Raw genomic sequence first — 22440 nt, forward strand, 5'->3', positions numbered from 1 at the left:
CGCATTGCCGCGCGGTGAACGCGGTGTGTCATCCCACGGCGGTCGCCCGGCGGGCCGTCTCGTCGGCGACCAGGGCGGCCAACCGGTCCAGCCCGAGGTCGATCTGCTCCGGGGTGACCGCGCTGACCGACAGCCGTAGCGCGTCGACCGGGGCGCCGTCGTCGTAGAAGTGCGCCATCGGCGTCCAGAGCAGCCCGTACCCGCGGGCGGAGCGGTGCAGCAGCGCGTCGTCGACGGCGAACGGCACGGTGACCACGACGAAGAAGCCGCCGGCCGGGACGGTCCAGCGCACCGGCGACGTCTCCGCCGGGAAGCGCCGGGCCAGTCCGTCGACCAGGTGGCGCAGGTTGCGGCCGTACGCGGCCCGCTCACGGACGGTGGCCGCCGCGAGGCTGCACCCGTGCTCCAGCAGCGCGCCGCCGACCACCGCCTGGGCGAGCGGCGACGTGTTCACCGTGACCATGCTCTTGATCTTGGCGAGCTGGTCGGCGAGCAGGCCCACCGTGCCGTCGACGCTGGCGACGCGCTGGTCGGCGACCACGTACCCGACCCGGGCGCCGGGCAGCACCGTCTTGGCGAACGAGCCCAGGTAGACCACCCGCCGCGCGGTGTCCAGCGCCTTGAGCGTGGGCGGCCGCCCGGCGTCCCCGGCGGGGAAGAGACCGTACGGGTTGTCCTCCAGCAGCAGCAGGTCCTCCTCGGCGGCCAGGTCGAGCAGGCGCCGCCGGTCCGCCAGGGCGATGCTCGTCCCGGACGGGTTGGCGAAGTCCGGCATCACGTAGCAGGCCCGCGGGCGCAGCCCCGCCGCCCGGGCGCGGCGCACCTGCTCGCGCAGGTCGGCCAGGTCGACCCCGGTCGGGCCGCCGGCCACCGGGCGCACGGGCAGGTCCAGCAGGCGGGCGGCCCCCGTCAGTCCGACGTACGTGGGGGCGACGGCGAGCAGCACGTCCCGCGGGTCGGCCCGCAGCGCGCGCAGCACCAGGAACATGGCCTCCTGGCAGCCCACGGTCACCACGACCGCCTCCGGGTCGACCGTGATCCCCTCGTCGACGGCGAGGTGGCGGGCGACGAGGTGGTGCACGACGCCCTTGGTGCGCCCGTACTGGAGCAGGGTCCGCCGCACCTGCTCGGGGCTCTGCCCGAGGTCGTCGGCGAGGTGCCGGCGGAACGTCTCCAGGTACCGGCCCGGCGCCTCGACGTCGAGGAACTCCTCGTACGGTCGCCCGGCCGCCAGCGACACCGCGTCGGGGTAGTGCTGGGCCACCTCGTTGAGGAAGTTCATCGAGTTCAGCGCCGGGTCGTCGACCGCCGGGTGCAGGTCCGCGACGCGCAGGTCCACCGCTTCGGTCACCGCTCAGCCCTCCGTCAACACGCGCAGTTCGCGGACCTCGCCGGGGTCGGCGCAGCCGGCCAGCGCCAGGGCGTCGCCGAACTCGCCGGCCAGCAGCGCCAGCGCCGTGCGCGCCGCGTCCCGGCCGCCCGCCGCGAGCGCCCAGAGCAGCGGCCGACCGACCAGCACCCCCCGCGCGCCGAGGGCGAGCGCGCGCAGCACGTCGGTGCCGCCGCGCACGCCGCTGTCCAGCAGCACCTCGCACCGGTCGGCCACCGCCGCCACCACCTCGGGCAGCGCGGTGACGCTGGCCGGGGCGCCGTCGAGCTGCCGGCCGCCGTGGTTGGAGACCACCACGGCGTCCGCGCCCGCGGCCACCGCGAGCTGTGCGTCGCGCGGGTCGAGGATGCCCTTCACCACCAGCGGCAGCGTCGTACGGCCGCGCAGCCACTCCAGGTCGGCCCAGCTCAGCGCGGGGGCGAAGGCCGCTCCGGTGTGCGCGGCGACGGCCGAGACGCCCGGCGTGGCGGCGTGCGCGATCGCGTCCCGCCCGGCCGGCAGGTTGGCGGCGACCACGTGCGGGGGGATGGCGAACGCGTTGCGCACGTCGCGCAGCCGCCGGCCGAGGATCGGCACGTCGACGGTGACCATCAGCGCGGCGCAGCCGGCGGCGTGCGCGCGGTCCAGCAGGTCGCCGACGAGGGAGCGGTCCCGCAGCCAGTAGAGCTGGAACCAGACCGTCGCGCCGGCCGCGGCGATCCGCTCGATCGGCACGCTGCTCAGCGTGCTGGCCACGTACGGCACGCCGGCCGCGCCGGCCGCGGCCGCGAGCGCGGTCTCGCCGTCGGGGTGCACGAGTCGCTGGTACGCCATCGGCGCCACCGCCACCGGCATGGCGCAGGGGGCGCCGAGCAGCCGCGTCCCGGTCCGCGGGCTGGGGACGCCGCGCAGCACCCGGGGCAGCACGGCCACGCGGTCCAGGGCGCGCCGGTTGGCCGCGAGGGTCGTCTCGGTGCCGCTGCCGCCCTCGACGAAGTCCCACACGTCGGCGGGGAGCACCGCCCGCGCCAGCGCGGCGAAGTCGGCCAGCCCGGCGGGTGGGGGCGGCCCGGCGGGTGGCGACACGGCGTCAGCCATCGCTCGCGCCCTCCCCCGCCGCCGGCCGGGGCGGCGTCGCGCGGGTGGCCGGCGCCGCCGGGTCGGCCCCGTCCTGGCCGTCGGCGGGCCGGCGAAGGTGCTCGCGGAGGAAGGCGGCGGCCTGGTCCTGGGCGCGGCGGCCGTCGTCGAACGTGCCGGGCATGGCGAAGAAGCCGTGGATCATGCCGGCGTAGCGGGTGCGGACGGTCGCCACCCCGGCCGCGCGCAGCCGCTCGGCGTACCGCTCGCCCTGCGCGCACAGCGGGTCGTGCTCAGCGGTGATCACCAGCGCCGGGGGCAGGCCGGTCAGGTCGTCGGCGAGCAGCGGCGAGGCCAGCGGGTGCCGGGCGTCGGCGGGGTCGGCGAGGTAGTGGCCCCGGTACCAGGCGACCGAACGGCGGTTGAACAGCAGCGGGTCCTCGCCGGCGACCTCGGGCTCGTCGGTCTGGTCGGTGTTCGGGTACACCAGCAGCTGGGCGGCGAGGCGGGGCCCGCCGTGGTCGCGGGCCAGCAGGGTGACGGCGGCGGCCAGGTTGCCGCCGGCGCTGTCCCCGCCGACCGCCAGCCGCCGGGCGTCGACGCCGAACTCCTCCGCGTGGTCGACGATCCACCGGATCGCCGCGTGGCAGTCGTGCACCGCCGCCGGGAAGGGGTGCTCCGGGGCCAGCCGGTAGCCGACGGTGACCACCTGGCAGGGCACCGCGTTCGCCAGCCGCCGGCAGATGCCGTCGGCGGTGTCGACGCCGCCCAGCGTCCAGCCGCCGCCGAAGAGGTAGAAGACGGTGGGCAGCCGCCCCTGCCCCGCCGGGCGGTGGATCCGCACCGGCAGGTCGCCCGCCGGGCCGGGCACGCGCGTGTCGCGTACCTCGTGCACCGGCTCGACCGCGCCGGCGCCGGCGCGGATCGCGGCGAGGTCGGCGGCGCGGGCCTCGGCGAGGCTCTGGGTGTAGAGCGGCGGGGTGCCGGCCGCCTCGCGGGCGAGCCGGTACGCCGCCACCTGCGGGTGGACGCTCATGCGGCCCCTCCTCGGGTGTGGACGAGCAGTGTGTCGACGCCGCGCAGGAAGAGGCTGCCGCTGTAGGTCGGCGCCTCCGCGACGGTGAGGCCGGGAAAGCGGGCCAGCAGCCTGGGCAGCGCGAGCCGGCCCTCCAGCCGGGACACCGCGGCACCGAGGCAGAAGTGCGGGCCGGCACCGAAGGCCAGCGACGGTGGCCCGCTCCGGCGTGGATCGAAGCGGTCCGGTTCGGGGAACCGCGCCGGATCGCGGTTGGCGGCGGCGAGGATCAGCAGTACGTTGCGGTCGCGCCCGACCGGCACCCCGCCGACGTCGGTGTCCTCGGGCGCGGCCCGGGTCAGGAAGTGCACCGGGGCCTCCAACCGCAGGATCTCGTCGACCGCGCCCCGGGTCAGCGCGTCGTCGCCGGGCAGCGCCGCGGCCACCTCCGGGTGGGCCAGCAGCAGCGGCAGCCCGTTGCCGAACATGTGGACGGTGGTGACGAACGCGGCGTTGAAGAGCACGATCAGGTTGCTGACCAGCTCGTCGGCGGTCAGCTCCACGTCGCCCGCGTCCACCGCCTCCACCAGCGCGCTGATCAGGTCGGCGCCGGGCCGGCGGCGGCGGTGGGCGATCAGCTCCGCGTAGAAGCCGCGCAGCTCGGCGGCGGCGGTGTTGGCCGCGGCCAGCCGCCGCGGGGTCTTGCCCGCCACGTCCAGAAACTCGTCGATGCGCCGCACCCGCTGCCGGTAGAAGTCCAGCTCCCCGGCGGGGATGCCGATGAACTCCGCCATCACCAGGGCCGGCAGCGGGTACGCGAACTCCGCGACGAAGTCGAGGTCGGCGTCACCGGCGTCGGCCATCCGGTCGAGCAGCCCGTCCACGACCCGGTGCACGGCCGGTTCGAGCGCGCCGAGCCGGCGGGGGGTGAAGGTCTTCGCGAAGACCGCCCGCATCCGGGTGTGGTCGGGCGGGTTGGCGAACATCATCGAGGTCTGCAAGGTGCGCAGCACCTCCTGTTCCTGCCAGCCGGGCGGCGGCTGCTTGTACCACCGGGGGTCGCGCAGCACCTCACCGACCAGGTCGTAGCCGACGGTGACCGCGGCGACCGCCCGGTGCTCGGCGCGCTCGGGCGCCGCGCTGACCGGCCCCAACCGGTGCAGCGCGGCGTAGCAGGGGTACGGGTCCTGCCGGCCCTCGTCGCTGTAGAGACGGGTCAGCAGCTGCGTGACGTCCACGGTCGATCGGTCTCCCCATCAGCGGCGGCGCGGGCGGCGGAGGCCCCGCCGCCCGCGCCCCTCGTCACAGGCCGAGCAGGCGCAGCGGCACGGCGTCCGCCAGCGCCTGGTTCCCGGCGTCGTTCGGGTGGATGTGGTCGCCCGAGTCGTACGCGGGCAGCAGCCGGCTCGGCCGCGCCGGATCGCGCAGCACCCGGTCGAAGTCGAGCAGCCCGTCGAACTCGCCGCTGCCGCGCAGGTACGCGTTCACCGCCTGCCGGGTGGCCTCCTTCTCCGGCGTCCACACCCCGGGGTTGCCGTGCCCCTCGTACGGGGTGAGCGTCGCCACCAGGCTGCGCAGCCCGCGCGCCCGCACCTGCTGGTCGATCTGGCGCAGCGAGGCGATGATCTGCTCGGCGGAGTCGCCCGACATCCAGATGTCGTTGATGCCGAGGTGGGTGATCACGGTCCGGGCGTCGGTCTGGGCGAAGACGTCCTCGTCGAGCCGGGCCAGGGCGTTCGGGCCCAGCTCGTGGTAGCCGGGGAAGCCGCCCGCCCCCGGCTCGGGGCCCTCGTGGTTGAGCCGGTTGCCCGCGAGGCTGAGGTTGAGCACGCCCGGGGTGCGTACGTCCGGGCGGTCGTCTACGAGCCGGTCGGCGAGCAGGTCCGGCCAGCGCCTGTTGGCGTTGACCGTGCTGCCGTTGCCGTCGGCGATGGAGTCGCCGAAGACCACCACCGAGCCGGGGCTGTGCCGGCGCTGCACGTCGATGCCGGAGAGGAAGAACCAGCAGCAGTTGGGACGGATCGTGAAGCCCGCGCCGCCGGCGGCGGAGGTCAGGTCGCTGGCGCCGATGAAGTTGGTCTGCCGGGACTGGCCGTGGAACGTCACCGGGCCGGTGGGGGTCGGGAAGTGCACCGTCACCACCAGGTCCTGCTGGTCGCCGACGGGCAGCGCGACCGGGTCGCTGACCAGCTCGGCGCCCCGGTTCATGGTGGCCGAGGCGGCGCCGCCGAAGGTCAGCTCCCGCAGCGTGGAGGTGTCGATGTCGGACAGGTCGTCGGCGGTGGCGGTGTTCGGCCGGGCCACGGTGGCCCGGCCGACGCGGACGGCCTGCTCCCCGTACATGTTGCTCAGCCGCACCCGCAGCCGCGGCCCGCCGACCGTGGTGTGCACGACCATCCGCACGCTCTGGTCGTTCAGTCCGTTGTCCGTCAGGCCGGTCGCGTTGCCCCTGGTGACCGCGGCCGCCCAGCTGCCCGCCCAGACCGCGCGCTGGCGGGCCGACTCGGCGTCCGACGGGCCGGCGCTGGCCACCATCGCCGGGGCGCCGGCGACGAGCAGCGTGGCCGCGGACGCGATGACATGCCATCTCTTCGGGGTCGACATTGAACCTCCATCGTGGGCAGCCCAGGGCCGTCCGCTGACGGCACCGCCTGGACGATGGTCCAGAAACCTAGCCGCCCCCTTTTACGACCGTCAATCAACCTGATCGACGTGATCAAATGTCCGGCGGTCCGCTCCGAGCGCCGTTTCAGACTCTGTCCGGTGACGGTCGGTGGTGGCTACGCTCACGGACGGCGGCGCTGCGGTCGTCCTGGACGCCCGCCGCGCCGTGCCCTGGGCTGCCCTCGGGACGGCCACTTCTTCGCGCCGAGAGGGCTGTCGGATGACCGACCGACCGGAGTGCCGGGCCGGCTACGTACACCAGGCGCTGGAGCTCTTCGCCGGCTTCGGCGACCGGGAGGCGCTGGTCGGCGGCGGACGCCGGCTCAGCTACGCCGACGTGGCCGCGCGGGTGCGCGGGCTCGCCGCCACCCTGCGCCGGCACGGCGTACGGCCGGGGCACGCGGTGCTGCTCGCGCTCGGCAACCCGGTGGAGGGGCCGATCGTGCAGTTGGCCCTGCACCTGCTGGGCTGCCGGACGATGTGGATCGCCCCGGTCACCTCCCGCCGGGAGGTCCACGAGTTCGTCCGGCTCGCCCGCCCCGACGCGTTCGTCTACGACGCCCGCGACCCGGCCGGCCTCGGCTACGAGCTGGCCGCCGGGCTGCCCGGCGTACCCGTGCTCTGTCTCGGCCCGGGCGGCGCGGGCCCGGACGTCGCCGCGGAGGCCGAGCGCGCCGCGGCGGACGAGCTGCCGGCCGAGGTGCCGGCGCCGGAGTCCTTCCTGCAGACCAGCGGCACCACCGGCACCCCGAAGCTGGTGCACCACCGGGAGAGCTTCTACGCGCAGATCCTCGCCCTGGCAGCCGACTTCCGTGCCGCCGGGTACCCGCTGCTGCGACACCTGTCGCACTCGCCGATGTGGCTGGCCAGCGGCCAGATCACCACCCTGTTCAACCTCTTCACCGGCGGGGTGCTCTTCCCGCGCGACGGCTGGGACCCGGGGCGGTTCATCGAGACCGTCGGCCGGGAGCGGATCAGCTCCACCTTCGTCACCCCGCCGATGCTCTACGAGGTGCTCGACCACCCGGCGCTGGACGGCGCGGACTTCTCCGCGATGTTCATGTTCAACGTCGGCGCCGGGCCCGCCGCGCCCGCCCGGCTGCGTCAGGCGGTCGCCCGCTTCGGCCCGGTGCTGCGCATCGTGTACGGCCTCAGCGAGGCGGTCGTGGTCACCGCCCTGCCGGGGCTGACCGACGACCCGGCGCACCCGCAGCGGCTGCGCTCCTGCGGGCGGCCGTACGGCGACGTGCGGGTGGAGATCCGCGCCGAGGACGGCACCGTGCTGCCGCCCGGCACCGACGGCGAGGTCTGGGTGCACACCGGCCTGCGCTTCGCCGGCTACCACGGCCTGCCGGAGCTGACCGCCGAGACGCTCGTCGACGGCTGGGTCCGCACCCGCGACGTCGGGCACCTCGACTCCGACGGCTACCTCTACCTGGTCGACCGCCTCCAGGACCGGATCCTGACCCGACGGCGCAGCTGGCCGATCTACTCCCGCCCGATCGAGGACGTCCTGGCGGGGCACCCACACGTCCGGGCCGCCGCGGTGATCGGGGTGCCGGACGCCTCGGCCGGCGAGCTGCCGTACGCCTTCGTGGTGCCGGCCCCCGGCGCGACGGTGACCGCCGACGAGTTGATCGAGCTGGTCACCGCCGAGCTGAGCGACACCTGGGCGCCGGGCGGGGTGCGGTTCGTCGACCGGCTGCCGGTGAACCGCTCCGCGAAGGTGGACAAGCGGGCGCTGCGGGCCCGGTACGCCGAGGAGCATCCGACGGCCGTCGAGCACCCGGAGGCGTCGATCGGCAGCGTGGCGTGACCCCCCGGCGGGAACTGACCGTCCTGGTCGCCGCCGATCTGATCTCCAACCTGGGCAGCCGCGTCTCGGTGGTCGCCATCCCGTGGCTGGTGCTGGAGACCACCGGCAGCCCGGCGAAGATGGGCGCCGTGGCCGCCGCCGAGACGCTGCCCTACCTGCTCAGCAGCGCCCTCGGCACGCCCTGGGCGGACCGGATCGGGCTGCGCCGCACCTCGATCCTGGCCGACGCGGGCAGCGCCGGGCTGATGGTGGCGGTGGCCCTCACCCCCTGGCTCGGCTTCGGCGCGCTGGTCGCGCTGGTCGCCCTGGTGGGCGCGCTGCGGGGCGTCGGCGACCGGGTCAAGCACGTGATGTTCCGCCCGGTGGCGGAGGCCGCCGGCGTGCGCCTGATCCGGCTGACCGCCGTCTACGACGGGCTGGGCCGGCTCGTCACCCTGCTCGGCGCCACCCTGGGCGGGCTGCTCGTCTGGCGGTTCGGGGTGACCCAGGCGATCCTCATCGACGCCGTCAGCTTCGCCGGCTGCGCGCTGCTGGTCGGTCTGCTGGTCCGCCCGTCGGCCCCGGCGGCGGCGCGGCCGGAGGGATACCTGCGCGCGCTCGCGGGCGGCTTCCGGTACCTGCACCGGGACCGGATGCTGCTGACCATGCTGCTGGTCGTCGCGGCGCTGAACATGGCCGTCAACGCGAGCGTCGCGGTCTACATCCCGCTCTGGGTGGCCGACGTGCTGCGCGGCCCCGCCGGGCTGGGCCTGGTCCTCGGCGCGTTCTCGGCCGGCGCGCTGCTGGGCAACCTGCTCTTCACGGCGCTCGGCCCCCGGCTGCCCCGGTACCTCACCTTCGTCGTCGGCGCGGCGGTCGGCGGCGCCCCCCGGCTGCTGGTCCTGGCGCTGGGCGAGGAGTTGGCGGTGGTGCTGGCGGTGACGTTCGCGTCGGGCATCGGCATCGCGGCGGTGAACCCGCTGCTCGGGGTGGCGATCTACGAGCGGGTGCCGCCCGAGCTGCAGACCCGGGTCATCGGGCTGGCCGGTTCGCTGGCGTTCGCGGGGCTGCCGGTGGGTGCCCTGCTGGGCGGCTGGTCGGCGACCGCCCTCGGCCTCGGCACCGCCCTGCTGGCCATGGCGGCGTTCTGCCTCGTCGTCACCCTGCTGCCGCTGCTGCCCGCCCTGCGCCCGCGAGCCGCCCCCGCGCCGGCCGGACGCGGGACGCGTGTCGGTGGTCGCGCGTAGGGTCACGGCATGGCCACGTGGGAGGACGTCCGCCGGATCGCGCTGGGTCTGCCGGAGACGAGCGAGCACCCGTCCTATCAGGGGGCACCGGCGTGGAAGGTCCGCGACAGGGCGTTCGGCTGGGAGCGGCCGCTGCGCCGGGCCGACCTGGACGCCCTCGGCGACGCCGCGCCGGACGGCCCGATCCTCGGCGTACGGGTGGCGGACCTGGGCGAGAAGGAGGCGCTGCTCGCCGGCGAGCCCGCCGTCTACTTCACCGTCCCGCACCTCGACGGCTATCCGGCGGTCCTGGTCCGGCTCGACCGGATCGACCCCGACGAGCTGGCCGAGCTGCTCGCCGAGGCGTGGCAGGACCGGGCGCCGAAGCGGCTCGCGGCGGCCTACCGGGCGCGGCGGCAACCATAGGCACGGCACGGCTCACCCGGGGTCGGCCGCGGGGCCCTTCTGCGCGGCCCCGGCGTCGGCTACCGTGCCGCCATGCCATCGACGTTGACCGAAACGACGGACCCGTGGTGCCTGCGCGACGGGGAGAGCGCCGCACTGCTGCGCGAGCACCCGTGGCGGCGCTTCGCGGTGCTGGGCGACAGCGTGGCCGAGGGGCTCTGCGAGCCCGTCGACGGCTACCCCGACGTGCAGTGGGCCGACCGGATCGCCGCCGAGCTGCGGGCCGTCCGGCCGGAGCTGGCGTACCTCAACCTGGGGCTGCGGGGGCTGCGGGCGCACGAGGTGCGCGCCGCCCAGCTCGCCCCGGCGCTGGCGTTCCGCCCCGACCTGGCGCTGGTGGTCTGCGGCGGCAACGACGCCTTCGGGCGGGGGTACGACGCCGACGCGGTCGACGTGGAACTGACCGCGATGATCGAGGCGCTACAGGCCGCCGGGGCGGACGTGATCACCGTCGGCATGTTCGACGTCTCGCTCAGCCCGGCCGTGCCGGATCGGCACCGCGCCGGCCTCGGCGAGCGGATGCGGCGACTCTCGGCGCGCACGGGGGCCCTCGCGGAGCGGCTCGGCACCCTGCACGTGCGGCTCACCGACCATCCCCTCACCGCCGACGCGTCGATGTACAGCAGCGACGGGCGGCACGGCAGCGCCCGCAGCGACGCGGTCGCCGCCGCCGAGACCGTCCGCCGCCTCGGCGCCCATCTGGCTGGCCGACAGCCGGAGTGACCTACCGATGACGCGGCCCGACGGTGTTGGACGACGGTCCAGTTCGCGGGCCCGCAGACGCCACCGCCCGCCCTCGGCCACCACCGGCACCGGCGAGACGCCTCAGGTGAGCTGCTCCAGCGCCCGGGTGGTGTTGTGCGCGACGATGGCGAGCATGCCGGCACGGTCGGGGAAATCGCCGTCGAGCAGGCGCAGCGGGCCCGCCACCAGCGACAGGTGGGTCGCGAGCCGGTAGAGGCGCAGCCGGTCCTCGTCGAGACCGGGCACGGCCAGCGCCGGATACTCGTCGCCGAAGCGCAGCTCGAGGAACGCGTGCTCCCACTCCACGTCGAGGAACATGGTGCCCTCGATGTCGACGAGCACCGGGTGGTCGCGGTCGTCGATCAACACGTGGTCCGGGCCCAGCTCGCCGTGGATCAGACCGTGGCGGGATCGAGGCGCCACGGCGGCGTACCACTCGGCCAGGGCGTCGGCGAGGCGGTCCCGCTCGGCCGCGACCCGCTCGACCCTGGCGGCGGCCTCGGCCAGGTCGCGCAGCGCACGGTCGAGGACGAGCCGCTCCACGGGCGGGCGTACCGCCGGCCCCACGGATCCCGGGCGGCCGTACCGGTCGCGACGCCGGGCGTGCATGCTCCGGACGGCGTCGCCGAGCCGGGCCAACACCGCCCCGGCGCGGCGCGGGTCGCGCTGGCGCAGGTCGCGCAGGGTGCCGCCGCGGACGTCCTCCACCACGGCCACTTCGCCCGGCAGCAGGGTCGCGGTGGGATGCAGCAGGAGCCGGGGTGTCCGCACCCCGGCGGCGGTGAACTCCCGGTGCGCCGCGGTGAACAGGCCGGCCCCGGTGGCGTGTCCGAACGGATCGTCGGGTGCCGGTGCCGCCTGCCCCGGCCAGTAGTCCTCCCCCGGGTGCCACACGTAGGCGACGCTGGTGGACCCGTCGTCAAGGGTCAGCCGGTAGACGCCCTTCTTCGTGCCGCCGGTCAGCCGCTGCACCGAGACCAGCACGCGCCCCCGCCCGAACGCCGCCCGCGCCACCGGCCGCAGCTCATCGACAGTCAACCCCACCCGCGCCCCGCCCACCCCGTTGATGCTGCCCTGGTCTCGCCCCGCGGGGAAGCGAACTTCCGCCGGGTGGACCTGTGGCGGTACTTATTGGAGCCCGGGATCGTCCGACGGGAGGCTGACGACCTCGGGCTCATGGTGATCTAGGCCGCGCCCCGGATCGTGGCGAAGGGTCTCGACCACGTGGACGACACGTCCGGATGGCTGGCCGAGCGGCTCTACCGTCAGTCTCGCCTACGATCTGCGACCGTCGTACCGCGTCAGAGGCAGGAAGGTGGCCGTGCCTGACGCGGCCGACGGGATCGAGGCCCGCGGCTCGGGTTGCACGGTTGCGTGGAAGACGTCGTTCGGACACATCTCCCTCAATGCGACCGGCCTCCTCTAGGAGGACGTGGACCTGTGCGTGCACGCACGCGACCTGGTCGATGCGTTGGTGTCACAGACGTCGGGGTGACCGACGCGGGCAGGCGCGGAGGGCCCGGCCACGCCGGACACCCGGTCGCTGACGCGCGGCCACGCGCGGTGGGACGGCGAGCACCCCGGCCGCCCCACCGCACCGGCGTGGCGGGTCAGTCGACCACCAGCAGGCCGGAGAGCAGGACCCCGCGGGCCAGGTTGAGCACCCCGTCGCAGCCGGGGAAGCCGGTGCGGACGCAGGCGCCGGCGGCCCGCCGGCCGAACAGGTACGGGGCGATGCTGTACGGCACCTCGGCGCTGACCGTCTCGCCGGTTTCGACGTGCACGAAGTCCAGCGGGACGTCGTCGGCCCGGACGTACTCCTGGAGGATGAAGCCGCCCCGCGCCACGGCCCGGGTCAGCCCGTCCCGCCACGCGTCGGCGTCGGTCTCCCGGCCGATCAGCACGTCCACCCCGGCGGAGCCGTCGGAGGGCTTCGCCACCAGGCCGGCCCGGTCGGCCACCGCCCGGTCGAGCAGTTCCGCCGTCAGCGACCAGGTACGCGGCACGTACCGGTGGACCAGGGCCCGGTCGGCGGCCGGCAGCGTGTCGGCGTCCTCCCAGAGCCAGGCGAAGGCGCGCTTGTTGGCGACCAGCCACGCCGCCGCCGACACCCACATCGGCGCGGTGCCGGCCGCCAGCGCCGCCTCCAGGGCGTCCACCCCGGCGCTCGGGGTGACCCGGTTGGGCACGAAGAGCCGGAACACCGCGTCGACCGGGGCCCCGCCGGCCACCAGGCGCCGCCGGCCGTCGAGAGCGAGCTGCGAGACCGGCGCGACGACCAGGTCCATGCCGCATGCGGCGGCCCGCTCGACCACCGGCGACAGCAGCTTGATGAACCGCTGCGGGTCGTCGAGCCCCGGGTACTCGGCGTCGAAGTCGACCAGCATGGCGACCCGGGCGCCCTCGGGCAGGCCGAGACCGGCACGGATCGCGGCGAAGCGCCGGTCCACCGCCGAGGGCGCCGCCGCCAGCCGGACCCGGTCGGTGAGGCCGCGCCGCCGGTAGACCTCGACGAAACGGCGCACGGTGGTGTCCGCGTCGAACGCCCCGCCGAGGCTGCTGTCGATGTTGTACTCGACGAAGCGCGGCACCCCGTCGCAGAGCAGCACGTCCGGCCGGAAGGCGTCCAGCAGCGCCTCGGTCAGCGGCTCGTCGTCGTCGAGCAGCCGCGTCTCGCCGTCGGCGACGTCGAGCAGCCGGCGCAGCTCCCCCGCCGTGCCGGCCCGCCGCCGGCACGCCTCGAAGAGGAGTTGCGCCAGGCGGTCGGAGACGGCGTTGAGCACGCCCAGCGACGTCCCGTCCATCACCGGCGGCCGGGCCAGCCGCCACCGCTCGTTGTACGTGGCCCGGCCGGCGAAGACCTCGCGCCAGGACTCGGCCCCGGCGGCCACCATCTCGGCGCGCACCGGCGCGGGCAGGTCGAGCCACGCGCGCGCGGCGGAGGGCCAGCGGTGGTCGGCGTAGTCCATCTCATCCCTCCTTCATGACGTGTCCGATGGCGACCCGGAGCTGCTCGCGGCTGGGCTGCACGGCCCGGTCCAGCCCCGGGGCGAACGGCAGCACCGCGCCGTCGGGGCGGGTGACCCGCCGCGGCGGCGCGACCAGCCGTACCCGTTCGACCACGGTCGCGATGATCTCCCCGGCGATGCCGCAGGAGCGGTTGGAGTCGTCCACCACCACCAGCCGCCCGGTGCGCGCCACCGACGCGGTCAGGGCGTCCCAGTCGAAGGGGTAGAGCGTGCGCGGGTCGAAAACCTCGACCGACACCTCATCGGCCAGCTCCTCGGCGACGGCGAGGGCGTCGTGCACCAGGTGCCCGACCGCGACCACGGTCACGTCGTCGCCGCTCCGGTGCACCCGGGCCCGGCCCAGCGGCACCGGGGCTAGCGCGGCGAGGTCGACGTCGGCGCGGACGTCCAGCGCCCCGGCCGGGGCGAAGACCACCACCGGATCGTCGCAGCGCACCGCCGACACCAGCAGCCCGTACGCGTCGGCCGGGGTGGCCGGCACGACCGTGGTCACCCCGACGTGGGCGAAGAGGCCGTACGGGTGGTCGGAGTGCTGCCCCGCCCAGCCCGTCCGGGAGCCGGAGCCGGGCACCAGGTAGGTCACGGGCACCGCGCACTGCCCCCCGGTCATCAGCGGGAACTTGTGCGCGTGGTTGACGATCTGCTCGAAGACCAGGAAGAGCAGCGACGGGATCTGGAACTCCACCACCGGCCGCATCCCGGCCAGGGCGGCGCCGGTGGCGAAGCTGGTGAACGCCTGCTCCGACAGCGGGGTGTCGAGCACCCGGTCCGGCCCGAACCGCCGGAACAGCCCGGCGGTGACGGCCGAGGCGGCCACCCGGACGTCCTCGCCGAGCAGGAACACCGAGTCGTCGCGGGCCAGCTCGTCGGTCAGCGCCCGGGTGAGCGCCCTGCGGTAGGAGAGCCGGGGCATCTAGCCACCTCCGGTGCGGGCGGTCAGGCCGCTGGCGTACAGGTAGGCCAGGGCGTCGGCCGGATCGGGCTCCGCGCCGGCGAGGGCGAACGCGACGGCCGCGTCCAGGGTGGCCTCCACCTCGGCGTCGACGTCGGCCCGGGCGGCGGCGGGCAGCCGGGCGCCCTGGATGTCCACCGGGTCCCGGGAGCGGCCCCGGGCCACCTCCTCGGGCGGGCGGTAGTCGAGGCGTACCGCGTGCTCGAAGGTGTGGTGGGCGTCGAACCGGTAGGTCCGGGCCTCGATCAGCTCGGGGCCGCCGCCGGCGCGCATCCGGTCGACGGCGGCGGCCGCGGCGTCGCGTACCTCCTCGGGGTCCTGGCCGTCGACGACGGCCGCCGGGATGCCGAACGCGGCGGCGCGCCCGGGGATGCTGCCGGCGACCGCGCCCGCGACGGGCATGGTGGTGGCGTAGCCGTTGTTCTCGCAGACGAAGAGCACCGGCACCCGCCAGAGCGCGGCCAGGTTGAACGCCTCCAGCAGCATCCCCTCGTTGACGGCGCCATCGCCGAAGAAGCTCACCCCGACGACGTCGTCGCCGCGTCGGCGGCGCGCCCACACCGCCCCGGTGACGATGGCCCCGGACGCGCCGACGATGGCGTTGGCGCCGAGCACGCCGACGCCGAAGTCGGCGGCGTGCATCGAGCCGCCCCGGCCGGCGTTGAGGCCGGTGACCCGGCCGCACAGCTCGGCCAGCATCCGGGCCGGGTCGGCGCCCTTGGCGAGCACCTGGCCGTGCCCCCGGTGGGTGCCGGCGACCACGTCCTCGGCGCGCAGCGCGGCGCACACCCCGGCGGCGATCCCCTCCTGCCCGAGGTACGGGTGGATGCCGCCGACGATCTGCCCGGAACGGACCAGCTCGATGGCCCGTTCCTCGAAGCGGCGGACCAGCCGGACCGTGCGGTAGAGCCGGACCGGGTCGGCGCCGGTCACCGCTCGCGCCCCTCCCCGGCGGCGGCGAGGACGTCGTACCGTGCCATGTCAGCCTCCCTGCGGGGCGCGGTGGCGCCAGATGACCGGGCAGTACTCGGGATCCGCGTAGTCCGGCCGCCCGTCGGGGGTGCGGCGGACCAGCACGTCGTGGTTGTACGCGGCGAAGGTGCCGTCGGAGAGCGGATACTCCCGCCAGGCGTTCCCGCCGTCCTGCAGGTGCAGCGAGACCGCCCGGCGCGGGCGGCCGCTGACGTTGGCGCCGCTGCCGTGGTAGGTGCGGCAGTGGTGGAAGCTCATGTGCCCCTTGGGGATCACGATCGGCACCTTGCGGATCGGTGCGCCGTTGTGGGCCGCGTTCTCGACGAGGATCCCCTCCAGCTCGTCGCGGTCGCGCTCGGCGAAGTGGCTCACCACCCTGTCGTCGGCGCCGATCTCGCGCCAGCGGTGCGAGCCGTCGATCATGGTGATGGTGCCCATCTCCTCGCCGCAGTCGTGGAACGGGATGAACGCGGTGAGCATGTCGTCGGACGACGAGGACGACCAGTAGTGCTTGTCGAAGTGCCAGGGCACGATGTTCGACGGCTCCCCGGCGACCGGCGGCTTGTAGATCATCGTGGCCTGGAAGATCCGGATCTCGGTGGCCCGCGCGAGGCGGGCGGCGACCGCGCCGATGAGCGGCTTGCGCAGGATCGCGCCGAGCCCGTCGTGCTCGTGGTGGACGTAGTCGTTGTGCCGCTGCACCGCGCCCCTCGACGGCTCCCAGTAGGCGAGCTTCGGCGGGCGTACCGGCAGGCGGCGGTGCCGTTCGCCGGCGTAGTAGCGGTCGGAGGCCGCCGTCAGGGCGTCCACCTCGTCGTCGGTGAGCAGCTTCTTCGAGAGGTACCAGCCGTGTTCGGCGTAGAACGCCACGTCCTCCTCGGAGGGGAGCAGCGCCTCCTCCTCGGCGGTCAGCGCCAGCTCGTACTCGGTCGTGGTCACGCCCGTACCTCCTGCGGTGTCGGGGCCGCGACGGGGGCGTTCGCCCCCGCCGCGGCCAGTTCCCGTTCCTTGGCCTCGTAGAGCGCCCTGATGTTGCCGCTGCCGAAGGTCCGCGCCCCGCGCCGCTCGATCAGCTCCAGGAAGAGCGTGCGGCGCACGTGCATGGACTCGGTGAAGATCTGCAGCAGCTGCCCGCCGTGGTCGCGATCGACCAGCACGCCGAGGTCGCGCAGCCGGTCCAGCGGCGCGTCGACCCGGCCGACCCGCGCCTCCAGGGCGTCGTAGTAGCTGGCGGGGGTGCCGGCGAAGCGCACCCCCCGGTCGGCGAGGGCCGCGACCGCGGTGACGATGTCGTCGGTGCGCAGCCCCAGGTGCTGCACGCCGGCGCCGACGTGCTGGTCGAGGAAGGCGTCGAGCTGCCCCGGCCGGCGGGAGCTGTCGGGCTCCAGCAGCACCAGGGTGACCCGCCCCGAGGGGCTCTGCACCACCGTGGAGTTCATCGCCTGCCCGGCCACCTCGACGTGTTCCTCGAAGATCTCCGCGAAGCCGAACACCTCCCGGTAGTGCCGGACCGTCTCGTCGAGCTGCCCCGGCGGCACGCAGATCGCCAGGTGGTCGATCTCGGCCAGCGGCTTGTCGCCGCCGCCGTCCGGGGGCGTCATCTCGACCGCCCCCGGCAGGAACTCGCCCGGGTCGCCACGGCGCGACACCAGGCGGTGCAGCACGTCGCCGAAGCCGCCCACCTCGGCGGTCACCACCTCGGCGTCCGCGCCGACGAAGGTGGTCGGCGGCGTCACCCCCGCCGCCCCCCGGCGCAGCAGCTCGGCGTACGCGCCGGCGGCGTCGTCGACCTCCAGCGCGACCACCGCCACGCCGTCGCCGTGCCGCTGCACGTACCGCGACGTCGGATGCTCGGCGGTCAGCCCGGTGGTGAGCACCATCCGGATGTCCCCCTGGCTCAGCAGCAGCGAGCGCTGGTCGGCCAGCCCGGTCTCGGGGCCGCCGCGACCGCACAGCTGGAAGCCGACCGCCCGATCGAAGTAGAAGGCCGCCTGTCGGGCGTCCCCCACGAAGAGTTCGATGTGGTCGATACCACGGATGTCCATGTCCTCTGCCCTCTCACGGTTGCCCGTGGTTGCCGCCCGGGCGCGGTCCCGCCCGGGGTGGAGCGTGGTCAGCCCTTCGGCCGGGCCGCCCGCGCGAGCAGCAGGCTCACGTTCTGGCCGCCGAAGCCGAAGGAGTTGGTCAGCGCGTACCCGGCCCGCGTCGCGCGGGGCCCACCGCGGATGTGGTCCGCGGGGCAGGCCGGGTCCGGGTCGTCGAGGTTGTGCGTCGGCGGGAGCAGGCCCCGGCCGAGCGCCAACGCGGTGGCCGCCGCCTCCAGCGCGCCGGAGGCGCCGAGCAGGTGGCCGGTGAGCGCCTTGGTGGAGCTGACCGGCACGCCGCCCGCGCCGAAGACCGCGGTCAGCGCGGCGGTCTCGGCGATGTCGCCGAGTTTCGTGCCGGTGCCGTGCGCGTTGACGTAGCCGACCTGCGCGGCGCGGACGCCGCCGCCGGCCAGCGCGCGCCGCATGCACTCCGCCGCGCCGGCCCCGTCGGGGCGGGGGGCGGTCGGGTGGTACGCGTCGGTGGTCGCCCCGTACCCGACGATCTCCGCGTAGCCGGTGGCGCCGCGGGCCACGGCGTGTTCGGCGCGCTCCACCACCAGCAGGGCCACGCCCTCGGCGAGGACGAAGCCGTTGCGGCCCGCGTCGAACGGCCGGCTCGCCGCGGTCGGGTCGGCCCAGCCCCGGGCGAGCGCCCGGGCGTTGCCGAAGGTGTCGGCGAACGTCGGGAACAGCGGCGCCTCGCTGGCCCCGCAGAGCACCACGTCGGCCTCCCCGGCGCGGATCAGCCGGACCGCGTCGGCGATCGACTGCGCGCCGGAGGCGCAGGCGGTGCCGACCGACGAGGTGTAGCCGCGGATGCCGTGGCGGATGGCGATCCTCGCCGCCGGCATGTTCGGCAGGATCCCGGTCAGCAGGTACGGGCTGACCGCCGCCCGGCCGCGCGCGGCCCGGGCCAGCACCTGGGACTCCAGCGTGGACATCCCGCCGACCCCGCCGACGATCACCCCGACCCGGCCCGGGTCCACGTCCCGGCCCACCTCGATGCCGGCGTCGGCGAGCGCGTCCGCGGCGGCGAGCAGGGCGAGCACCACGATCCGGTCCAGCACCCTGGTCTCGGGTCCGGAGGCGACGGTACGCGGATCGATCTCCGGGAGCAGGCCGGCGACCTCCAGCGACCCGGCGGCGGGGTGCCCGGCCGGCGGCCGGGTCAGCCCGGACCGGCCGGCGCACAACGCGTCGAAGGTGGCGTCGACGCCCCTGCCCACGGGCGTGAACAGCCCCATCCCGGTGATGACGGCGGTCATGACGGCGACTCGGTGAGGTACCGCTCGCGCAGGACCACCTTGCGCACCTTGCCGGTGACGGTGACCGGGATGTCGGCGGAGCGGACCGGCACCACCCGGCGCAGGGTCGCGCCGACGTCGGGGCCGAGCGCCTCCCGGACCCGGGCGGTGCGGTCCTGCCCGGCGTCGGCGCCGGCGGCGAGTTCCAGCAGCACGTCGGTGACCACCCCGCCGGCCCCGGAGGCGATCACGACCGTGCAGTCGGTGACGTCCGGGCAGGCGGCGAGGACGCGCTCCTCCGACAGCGCGGTGTAGAACCGCCGGCCGTCGCCCGCCTCGACCGAGTCCACGGCCCGGTCCAGGTGGTAGTAGCGGCCCTCGGCGTCGGCGTACACCAGGTCGCCGGTGAGGTACCAGCCGCGTCGGCGGGACCGGTGGGTGGTGACGGAGTCGTTCCAGTAGCCGCGGAACAGCGACGGCGAGTCGACGCCCAGCCAGCCCACCTCGCCGGCCGGCACGGGGTCGCCGTCGGCGTCGAGCACCGCGACGTTCGCGAACCGGTAGGGCCGGCCGACGCAGCGGCCGTACCGGTCGGTGTCCGGTCGGTGGGTGATGTGGAACATCGAGTGCCCCATCTCGCTGGAGCCGAGCCCGTCGATGAAGACCGAGCCGGGCACCCGGGTGACCCCCTCGCGGGTCATCACGTCGCGGGAGCCGACCGCCACGAGCCGGCGTACGTGCGGCTCGTGCGAGCAGTCGCCGGTGTTGAACCACAGCGACACCGAGTCCAGGTCGTACGCGGACAGGTCGAAGCGGGCCAGCTCCGCCCAGGTGACGGAGAAGCCGAACACCCCGTCGGGGAGCCAGCGCTGGATCGCCTCCAGCACCCGCTCGCCGCCCTGGTCGGAGAGGAGGAGCATGTCGGCGGAGTTGCCGAGGGCCTGGTTGACCATGAGCACGGTGGCGGTGTGCGGGGCGGGCAGCGCGCTGAGGATGCGACGGGTGCCCTGCGCCTGCGGCATGGTGAGCAGGTGCCGGGTGGCGGCGAAGAGGCTGGCGTGCGAGTGCAGCACCGCCTTGGGCACGCCGGTGGTGCCCGAGGTGTGGGTGACGACCACCGGGTCGTCGCCGTGGTGCCGGTAGTGCGCCGGAGCGGCGGCCGGATCCCCGGTGCCCGCCTCGGCCGGGGTGCCCAGCACCGGCGCGCCGAGGTCGTGGCCGGCCAGCAGGGCGAGGTGCGCGTCGTCGGCGAGCACCCCGACGCCGCGCAGCCGGCGCACGTACTCGGCGGCGATCCCGGGGCGCAGCCCGCCGTTCATCAGCGCCGGGATCGCCCCGAGCCGGGCCAGCGCCAGGAAGCTGAGCACCATGTCGGCGGCGTCGGTGGCCCAGACGGCCACCGGGTCGCGCGGCCCGACACCCCGCTGGTGCAGCCAGGCGGCGCGGGCGGCGACCCGCTCGTCCAGCCGGCCCAGCGTGAGCGCCCGCCCGGCCGGGTGGCCGTCCACGGCGGTGTCGAAGGTCAGGCCCGGCCCGTCCGGGTCGGCGCCGTGCGCCAGCACCCGGGCCAGCACGTTGCCGGCGCCGATCCGCTCGTCGGCGGCCAGCACCGCCCGCAGTCCCCTGTTCCTCATGGCGCGTCTCCTCCCCCCAGCAGCACCGCGACCGCGCCGGTCGCGGGCTGCCCGCCCCCGCCCTCGTCCCGGCGGCCCGCAGCGCCGTCGTCGTCGGGTGCCTGTTCGATCAGGACCAGCAACGCCCGGTCGGCGTCGCCGTCGTGCAGCAGCAGGTCGACCTCCGCGGTCCCGGCGGCCCGCGGGTCGCCGGTCGGCGCGAGGCAGAGCACCGGCCCGCCCAGGCCCCAGCGCGCGGCCACGTGCCCGGCCACGCTGTTGGGCACCGACTGGAAGAAGAACAGCGGTCCGGGCCGGCCGCCGCCGGCGACCGTGGCCCGCACGTGCGCCGCGCTGGCCCGGTCCCCGGCCGCGCTGACCAGCACGATCGCCGTGCGCTCGCCGTCCGGCGCCGGCCGCCGGCCGTACGCCCGGGTCAGGCAGCGCTCGGCGACCGCCGCGACCAGCGGCGCGAAGTCGGAGTGCAGGTAGCCGGGAACCGGCGGCGGGGCTGCGTCGCCCGGTTCCGGCCAGGCCGCCTCGGCCAGCACCGCGAGCCGGTCGGCGGCGTACGCCGCGGCCGCGCTCATGCCGCACCGACGAGCAGCGCCGTGTTCGCGCCGCCGAACGCGGCGTTGAGACTCAGCGCGAAGCCGGTGGCGGCCGGGCGGGGCGCGTCGCGGACGACATCCAGCGGGCAGGCGGGGTCGGGGCCGAGCCAGCCGGCGTTCACGGGCAGCTTCCCGTGCCGGGCGGCGAGCACGGTGACCACCAGCTCCAGCAGGCCGGACGCCTCCAGGGCGTGCCCGTGCAGCGCCTTGGTCGAGCTGACCGGGACCCGCGCCGCCGCCGCGCCGAACGCGGTGCGCAACGCGGCCGCCTCGGCGGCGTCGCCGTGGCCGGCGCCGGTGGCGTTGGCGTTGACGTATCCGACGGCCTCCGCCGCCAGCCCGGCCCGGCGCAGCGCGGCGGTGACCGCGCGGGCCAGGCCCCGCCCGCCCGGCTCGGGCTGGCAGGGATGGAACGCGTCCCCGGCCCGGCCCCAGCCGAGCAGGTCGGCGACGGCCCGGCGGGCGACGGCCGACGACTCCAGCACCACCGCGGCGATTCCGTCGCCGAGCAGCAGCCCGGTCCGGCCGGCGCTGAACGGGCGCACCGCGCCGTCGGTGGCGAGGGCGCGGCCGGCGTCGAAGAGGGCGTACTGGTCCGGCTCGACCAGGTATCCGGCGGCCACCACGACGCGCGTGACGTCGCCCCGGCGGATCAGGGCCGCGGCGTCGGCGACGGCGCTGCTCGCCGAGACGCAGGCGGTGGTGTACGCCCGCGTCGGGCCGGTGAGCCCGGTGCGGGCGGCCAGCCCGGCGGTGAGCGCCGGCACGGCCGCGTCGCCGTGCACGGCCAGCAGCAGCGCGGTGCCCGCGCGGCGGCCGGCGTCGAGCCGGGCGTCCCGGCACGCCGCGTCGACCGCCTCGGCCAGCTCGTCGGCCAGCTCGCCGGCGTCGGGGCGGGCGGCGGCGGCGTCGACCCGCCGCGACGTGGTGTCGAAGCGGTCCACGGGCCGGAACGTCGGGGCGCCGGCGAGCACGCCGGCGAGCTGGGCGTCGGCGCCCCGCCCGAGCGCGCTGACGGCGTGCAGACCGGTCAGGGCGACGACGGGCCGCTCAGCCATCGGCGGCGGTGGTCAGGGAGGTCCGGAAGACCGCCAGGGCGTCGTCGACGGTGCGGATCCCGGCGAGCTGTTCGTCGGTGAGGTCGAGGTGCCGGTCGTGGCGCTGTTCGACGAGGTGCACCAGCCAGGCCAGTTCCATCGAGCCGATCCGGTCGCCGACCTCGTGGGCGGGTCGGCCGGCGAGGTCGGCCAGCATGGTCACCAGGTCGGCGCGCCGCAGGTCGGGCTGACCGGCCATCAGGATTTGTCGCTCGTCGCCCCGGCGACCCGGTCGGCGACCATCGTGGTGAACTCACCGACCGTCATCAGGGCGAGCTTCTCGGACTCGTCGTCGGCGAACTTGAGGCCGTAGCGGTCCTCGACCCGCACGGCCAGGTCGGCGAGGGCCAACGACTCCAGGTCCACGCCGGACGGGCCGAGCGTGGTGTCGTCGTCGATGCCCTCGACGTCGTAGTTCATGTCGTCGAGCTGCTCGACGACGAAGGCGCGGATCTCGGGTCGCATGGTTAACCTCTCTCC

Annotated in this window: 20 protein-coding genes and 1 pseudogene; 4 read left to right on the plus strand and 17 right to left on the minus strand. The window is 75.7% G+C overall.

Annotated features, from left to right (window positions below; genetic code table 11):
• Positions 1–28 precede the first annotated feature (28 nt).
• The 5 genes and pseudogenes from V6V16_RS18395 to V6V16_RS18415 form a co-directional block, all read right to left on the minus strand.
• Entirely contained in the window at positions 29–1351 is a 1323-nt protein-coding gene (locus V6V16_RS18395; protein ID WP_334563650.1) for an aminotransferase-like domain-containing protein, read from the minus strand.
• Positions 1352–1354: 3 nt separating this feature from the next.
• Positions 1355–2467: an alpha-hydroxy acid oxidase gene (locus V6V16_RS18400; protein WP_334563652.1), complete on the minus strand. Its 1113-nt coding sequence runs from the start codon at positions 2465–2467 to the stop codon at positions 1355–1357.
• 82 nt (positions 2468–2549) lie between these two features.
• Positions 2550–3482 (minus strand): annotated as a pseudogene (locus tag V6V16_RS18405) (alpha/beta hydrolase); the annotation flags it as partial.
• Complete coding sequence (locus V6V16_RS18410) at positions 3479–4699, minus strand: cytochrome P450 (RefSeq protein ID WP_334563654.1); 1221 nt, start codon at positions 4697–4699, stop codon at positions 3479–3481. The pseudogene V6V16_RS18405 and the gene V6V16_RS18410, both read right to left, overlap by 4 nt.
• Before the next feature lie 64 nt (positions 4700–4763).
• Complete coding sequence (locus V6V16_RS18415) at positions 4764–6038, minus strand: SGNH/GDSL hydrolase family protein (RefSeq protein WP_334563723.1); 1275 nt, start codon at positions 6036–6038, stop codon at positions 4764–4766.
• 307 nt (positions 6039–6345) lie between these two features.
• Between V6V16_RS18415 and V6V16_RS18420 the strand changes: the two genes are divergently transcribed.
• The 4 genes from V6V16_RS18420 (at position 6346) to V6V16_RS18435 (ending at position 10334) form a co-directional block, all read left to right on the plus strand.
• The gene (locus tag V6V16_RS18420) at positions 6346–7941 is read left to right on the plus strand and encodes a class I adenylate-forming enzyme family protein (RefSeq protein WP_334563656.1); all 1596 of its coding nucleotides are present in this window, start codon (positions 6346–6348) and stop codon (positions 7939–7941) included.
• Positions 7938–9167, plus strand: a complete 1230-nt coding sequence (locus V6V16_RS18425; RefSeq protein WP_334563658.1) for an MFS transporter — start codon at positions 7938–7940, stop codon at positions 9165–9167. The genes V6V16_RS18420 and V6V16_RS18425 overlap by 4 nt, the downstream gene beginning before the upstream one ends.
• Before the next feature lie 9 nt (positions 9168–9176).
• Positions 9177–9572: an MmcQ/YjbR family DNA-binding protein gene (locus V6V16_RS18430; protein WP_334563659.1), complete on the plus strand. Its 396-nt coding sequence runs from the start codon at positions 9177–9179 to the stop codon at positions 9570–9572.
• 72 nt (positions 9573–9644) lie between these two features.
• Positions 9645–10334 (plus strand): SGNH/GDSL hydrolase family protein, encoded by a 690-nt coding sequence (locus V6V16_RS18435; protein ID WP_334563660.1) that lies wholly within the window; start codon positions 9645–9647, stop codon positions 10332–10334.
• A gap of 102 nt (positions 10335–10436) precedes the next feature.
• Here the strand turns inward: V6V16_RS18435 and V6V16_RS18440 are convergent, their stop codons facing one another.
• From V6V16_RS18440 to V6V16_RS18495, 12 genes are all read right to left on the minus strand, one after another.
• The gene (locus V6V16_RS18440; protein WP_334563662.1) at positions 10437–11393 is read right to left on the minus strand and encodes a phosphotransferase; all 957 of its coding nucleotides are present in this window, start codon (positions 11391–11393) and stop codon (positions 10437–10439) included.
• A 572-nt stretch (positions 11394–11965) separates the two neighbouring features.
• A complete protein-coding gene (locus V6V16_RS18445) occupies positions 11966–13324 on the minus strand; it encodes a hypothetical protein (protein ID WP_334563664.1) in 1359 nt (452 codons plus the stop codon).
• A 1-nt stretch (position 13325) separates the two neighbouring features.
• Complete coding sequence (locus V6V16_RS18450) at positions 13326–14297, minus strand: alpha-ketoacid dehydrogenase subunit beta (RefSeq protein WP_334563665.1); 972 nt, start codon at positions 14295–14297, stop codon at positions 13326–13328.
• Complete coding sequence (locus V6V16_RS18455) at positions 14298–15269, minus strand: thiamine pyrophosphate-dependent dehydrogenase E1 component subunit alpha (RefSeq protein ID WP_334563667.1); 972 nt, start codon at positions 15267–15269, stop codon at positions 14298–14300. It lies immediately after the preceding gene.
• A 48-nt stretch (positions 15270–15317) separates the two neighbouring features.
• Positions 15318–16247, minus strand: a complete 930-nt coding sequence (locus tag V6V16_RS18460; RefSeq protein ID WP_334563669.1) for a phytanoyl-CoA dioxygenase family protein — start codon at positions 16245–16247, stop codon at positions 15318–15320.
• Positions 16244–17353 carry a 4-hydroxyphenylpyruvate dioxygenase gene (gene hppD, locus V6V16_RS18465; RefSeq protein WP_334563671.1) on the minus strand — a complete coding sequence of 370 codons (1110 nt, stop codon included), beginning with the start codon at positions 17351–17353 and terminating at the stop codon, positions 16244–16246. The genes V6V16_RS18460 and hppD overlap by 4 nt, the downstream gene beginning before the upstream one ends.
• 68 nt (positions 17354–17421) lie before the next feature.
• Positions 17422–18660 carry a beta-ketoacyl-[acyl-carrier-protein] synthase family protein gene (locus tag V6V16_RS18470; protein ID WP_334563673.1) on the minus strand — a complete coding sequence of 413 codons (1239 nt, stop codon included), beginning with the start codon at positions 18658–18660 and terminating at the stop codon, positions 17422–17424.
• Positions 18657–20273 (minus strand): class I adenylate-forming enzyme family protein, encoded by a 1617-nt coding sequence (locus V6V16_RS18475; RefSeq protein ID WP_334563674.1) that lies wholly within the window; start codon positions 20271–20273, stop codon positions 18657–18659. The genes V6V16_RS18470 and V6V16_RS18475 overlap by 4 nt, the downstream gene beginning before the upstream one ends.
• Positions 20270–20842: a beta-ketoacyl synthase chain length factor gene (locus tag V6V16_RS18480; protein ID WP_334563676.1), complete on the minus strand. Its 573-nt coding sequence runs from the start codon at positions 20840–20842 to the stop codon at positions 20270–20272. Before V6V16_RS18480 ends, V6V16_RS18475 begins: the two co-directional genes overlap by 4 nt.
• Positions 20839–21921: a beta-ketoacyl synthase N-terminal-like domain-containing protein gene (locus tag V6V16_RS18485; protein WP_334563678.1), complete on the minus strand. Its 1083-nt coding sequence runs from the start codon at positions 21919–21921 to the stop codon at positions 20839–20841. The genes V6V16_RS18480 and V6V16_RS18485 overlap by 4 nt, the downstream gene beginning before the upstream one ends.
• The gene (locus tag V6V16_RS18490) at positions 21914–22159 is read right to left on the minus strand and encodes an acyl carrier protein (RefSeq protein WP_334563680.1); all 246 of its coding nucleotides are present in this window, start codon (positions 22157–22159) and stop codon (positions 21914–21916) included. Before V6V16_RS18490 ends, V6V16_RS18485 begins: the two co-directional genes overlap by 8 nt.
• Positions 22159–22425: an acyl carrier protein gene (locus tag V6V16_RS18495; protein ID WP_334563682.1), complete on the minus strand. Its 267-nt coding sequence runs from the start codon at positions 22423–22425 to the stop codon at positions 22159–22161. The genes V6V16_RS18490 and V6V16_RS18495 overlap by 1 nt, the downstream gene beginning before the upstream one ends.
• Positions 22426–22440: the final 15 nt, after the last annotated feature.

Origin of the sequence: Micromonospora sp. CPCC 205561 (assembly GCF_036906775.1) — a bacterium.
In the GTDB taxonomy this organism is placed as follows: Bacteria; Actinomycetota; Actinomycetes; order Mycobacteriales; family Micromonosporaceae; genus Micromonospora.

What these genes read in the sequence shown, in the direction of transcription:
- hppD (WP_334563671.1), bottom strand. Translation starts at nt 17,353, where the DNA reads ATGGACATCCGTGGTATCGACCACATCGAACTCTTCGTGGGGGACGCC.
- V6V16_RS18435 (WP_334563660.1), top strand. Translation starts at nt 9,645, where the DNA reads ATGCCATCGACGTTGACCGAAACGACGGACCCGTGGTGCCTGCGCGAC.
- V6V16_RS18445 (WP_334563664.1), bottom strand. Translation starts at nt 13,324, where the DNA reads ATGGACTACGCCGACCACCGCTGGCCCTCCGCCGCGCGCGCGTGGCTC.
- V6V16_RS18420 (WP_334563656.1), top strand. Translation starts at nt 6,346, where the DNA reads ATGACCGACCGACCGGAGTGCCGGGCCGGCTACGTACACCAGGCGCTG.
- V6V16_RS18400 (WP_334563652.1), bottom strand. Translation starts at nt 2,467, where the DNA reads ATGGCTGACGCCGTGTCGCCACCCGCCGGGCCGCCCCCACCCGCCGGG.
- V6V16_RS18490 (WP_334563680.1), bottom strand. Translation starts at nt 22,159, where the DNA reads ATGGCCGGTCAGCCCGACCTGCGGCGCGCCGACCTGGTGACCATGCTG.
- V6V16_RS18450 (WP_334563665.1), bottom strand. Translation starts at nt 14,297, where the DNA reads ATGCCCCGGCTCTCCTACCGCAGGGCGCTCACCCGGGCGCTGACCGAC.
- V6V16_RS18470 (WP_334563673.1), bottom strand. Translation starts at nt 18,660, where the DNA reads ATGACCGCCGTCATCACCGGGATGGGGCTGTTCACGCCCGTGGGCAGG.
- V6V16_RS18475 (WP_334563674.1), bottom strand. Translation starts at nt 20,273, where the DNA reads ATGAGGAACAGGGGACTGCGGGCGGTGCTGGCCGCCGACGAGCGGATC.
- V6V16_RS18430 (WP_334563659.1), top strand. Translation starts at nt 9,177, where the DNA reads ATGGCCACGTGGGAGGACGTCCGCCGGATCGCGCTGGGTCTGCCGGAG.
- V6V16_RS18485 (WP_334563678.1), bottom strand. Translation starts at nt 21,921, where the DNA reads ATGGCTGAGCGGCCCGTCGTCGCCCTGACCGGTCTGCACGCCGTCAGC.
- V6V16_RS18480 (WP_334563676.1), bottom strand. Translation starts at nt 20,842, where the DNA reads ATGAGCGCGGCCGCGGCGTACGCCGCCGACCGGCTCGCGGTGCTGGCC.
- V6V16_RS18495 (WP_334563682.1), bottom strand. Translation starts at nt 22,425, where the DNA reads ATGCGACCCGAGATCCGCGCCTTCGTCGTCGAGCAGCTCGACGACATG.